This window comes from Streptomyces rubellomurinus, from assembly GCF_000961885.1.
GTDB classification, from domain to species: domain Bacteria; phylum Actinomycetota; class Actinomycetes; order Streptomycetales; family Streptomycetaceae; genus Kitasatospora; species Kitasatospora rubellomurina.
Genome location: NZ_JZKH01000345.1, coordinates 1 through 389 on the forward strand (window position 1 = coordinate 1; position 389 = coordinate 389).

The following is a 389-nucleotide window of genomic DNA, read 5'->3' on the forward strand; positions in this document are numbered from 1 at the left end:
CACCCCCGCCCAGGCCTACGCCACCCTCGCCCGCCGCACCCGCGAACCCCTGCGCTCCGCCCGCGCCGTCTGCACCGCCCTCGCCATCCCCGCCGCCGAGGTCGACCGCCGCCTCGACGACTGCTACAACGCCCTGCTCGCCAACCCCCGACCCAACTCCGAAGCCGACACCGGCGAACTCCTCGAAGCCCTCGGCGTCTTCGACATCCCCAAGCAGCTCACCCCCCACGAACTCGCCGTCGTCGACCTCTTCCTCACCGCCATCGACGCCCTCGGCGGCATCCGCGCCTGCCACCAGCACGGCCTCACCCGCTGGTTCACCACCGGCAACCTCACCGCCGCCTACCTCTCCCTCACCGCCACCAAGCCCCTCCCCACCACCGGCAACC

General features: G+C 73.0%; 1 protein-coding gene. It reads left to right on the forward strand.

Annotated features, from left to right (window positions below; translation table 11 throughout):
* Positions 1-389, forward strand: a 389-nt coding sequence (locus tag VM95_RS43115) for a hypothetical protein (RefSeq protein ID WP_045706290.1), incomplete at both ends; no start/stop codon positions are given.